General features: G+C 42.6%; 2 protein-coding genes. Both read left to right on the top strand.

Annotation, left to right across the window (positions count from 1 at the left end; translation table 11 throughout):
* The first annotated feature begins 149 nt into the window (after nt 1-149).
* Nucleotides 150-1,706 (top strand): Mu transposase domain-containing protein, encoded by a 1,557-nt coding sequence (locus ACTQXY_RS15255; RefSeq protein ID WP_441660182.1) that lies wholly within the window; start codon nt 150-152, stop codon nt 1,704-1,706.
* Complete coding sequence (locus ACTQXY_RS15250; protein ID WP_441660181.1) at nt 1,703-2,467, top strand: ATP-binding protein; 765 nt, start codon at nt 1,703-1,705, stop codon at nt 2,465-2,467. Before ACTQXY_RS15255 ends, ACTQXY_RS15250 begins: the two co-directional genes overlap by 4 nt.
* Nucleotides 2,468-2,549: the final 82 nt, after the last annotated feature.

The raw sequence follows: 2,549 nt of genomic DNA, 5'->3' as shown, positions 1-2,549 counted from the left end.
TGCAAATTTCGTCCGACCGGTGTGAATATTTCGCTTGAAACGGTGTGAGCATATTGTTCCACCGGTGTACCTGCTCGGAACATCGGTGTGAGACTTATTGTGGTATAGTTTTCTCGTGGTAAAAACAAACGAGAAAGGAGCATACAATTATGCAAAACTGTACTACAATTCTTGGAATCATAGATATGCGTCAGCGTGGCATATCCTATGATGATTGCCGTAGCCGATACAAAGTTGGCTGTAGCACAATTACTCTGATCATGAACCGCTTCAAAGAATCCGGCAAAGATCTTGATACGCTGAAACAAATGTCGGCAGAGGAAGTGGAACATCTATTCTTTCCACCCGAAAACCTCCGCCGAAAAGATGATTCCGTTATGCCTGATTACCAAGCCGTCTATGAGCGGCTAACTATGCCAGGAAGCAAAGCAAATCTCTTTTATCTGTGGCTGAAATACAAGAAGGACTGTCCTTCCGGTTATCAATACACACAGTATTGTCTGTATTTTAAACGCTTCGTTGAAAAGCATTACGGCTCGGAAGCTGTCAGCATGGTTGTGGAACGGATTCCAGGAGAAAAGGTTTACATCGACTGGGTCGGTGATCAACCAGAAATTCTTGTGGATTCATCAACTGGTGAAATAAAAAAGGTACATTTTTTTGTTACAACTGTTGGAGTAAGCAACCTTATTTATGCGGAAGCCTTTGAGAATGAAAAACTGCCCAACTTCATTGCCGGTACTGTTCATGCATTGGAGTTCTATGGTGCAGTGCCTAAATATCTCGTACCAGACAACTTAAAAACTGCAATCACCAAGCATACTAAGGATGAACTGGTAATCAATAGTGTCTATCAGGACTTAGAGAATTTCTACGATGTAGTAATCCTTCCACCACCTCCTCGCAAGCCGAAGGGAAAACCAACGGTGGAGAAGTACGTTCAGTTTCTGGAGACACATCTGTTGGAAGACCTGAAAGAAAAAGTTTACTACAGTATCGAAGATATCAATCGTGATGTACGGCAAAAAATAGCGGACATCAACAACGAGAAAAGGACCTCCCAGTCCCTTTCCAAGATAGAAAGTTTCCTTCGATATGACAAACCACAGATGAAGCCACTTGCCGGTGAATCCTTCTCGCTGTGTGATTATAAATACTTTGCCCGTGTACCGAATAATTACCATCTGTTGTATGATGACCACTATTATTCAGTATTGTACACGTATTACAATCAGCCTGCAATTCTTAAGGCTACAATGGCAGAGGTACGAATCTGCGACCGGAATAACAAGCTGATTTGTACCCATAGAAGATCCTACAAGGACTTTCCCAAATACATCACCAAGCCGGAGCACATGGCTCCAGAGCATCAATACTACAAAGAAGTGAATTCTAAAGATGGCGCTTATTACAGACGATGGGCCTCGAGTATCGGTCCATATATGGGTAAACTTATTGATTCCGTGCTTCTTACACCTCAGCACGAAGAACAAGCCTATAACAGTTGTAACGGCATTCTTCATATGTGTAAGAATCAATCCAGACTTTTGCTGGAAGATATCGCAAAAACATGCGTGGAAAGTAATGCCTGTAGGTATTCTTATTTCAAAAAGCTCCTGAAAAACATGCAGGACAATCATTCGATACCGACTACATCCTCACTTCCAGAACATAGTAACTTACGAGGGAAGGAGGAGTATCGATGATAAATAAAAACCAACTTTCCACAGAGGACTATGAAATCTGCAGTAAGCTTAAAAGTATGCGGTTCTCCGGTATGGCAGAAGCATTGGAGGAAGTGTTTGCAGATCCCAATGCAGAACTTCTTCCATTCAGAGAAAAAATACAGCGTATCGTGGATGCTGAATGGAATCTGCGCTATTCCAAGAAACTGAATCGTTTTATCAAAAAGGCAACCTTGAAATATCCCGCTGCTGATCTGGATGAAACGCTTTATAATCCGGAGCGACAGCTGGATGTGCGCACCATAGAGGAACTTTCCAAATGTGAATGGATTGAACAGGGAAAAAATCTTGTCATAACAGGAAAAACCAGTTCCGGTAAAAGCTACCTTGCCAATGCACTTTGTATTTGTGCCTTGCGGCAGTTCAAGACAGTCCGGTACATGAAGGCTAGCCAGTTGATAAATGAGTTGTCCAAAGCAGAAAAACTCGACACTTATCAAGAAGAACTGAATCTGTTCGCTGGCTATGATCTTCTTGTCGTTGACGATTTTGGATTGATGAACATGGATGTTAATAAGTGCCGAAACTTATTTGAGGTATTCGACAGCAGAGATCCACATAAATCTATCCTTGTAATCTCTCAGTTCCCTGTACCTGCCTGGTATGACATGTTTCAGGATCATACTTATGCAGAGGCGTGCCTTGCACGCATGCTTAGTGGAGCCTACCGTTTGGAGATGAATGGTAAGAACATGAGAGATATGGAACCTATTAACAAGTAACAACAAACGGATAACGCACCGCTGGTGCGAGCCTCTTACACCGCTAACGCGGGAAAGGGGCTCCGTTTATCCGAAATGTGCA

It is taken from the genome of Faecalimonas sp. LCP19S3_D12, from assembly GCF_052121495.1.
GTDB lineage: Bacteria > Bacillota > Clostridia > Lachnospirales > Lachnospiraceae > Faecalimonas.
This window is presented reverse-complemented; position numbering and strand designations above follow the sequence as displayed.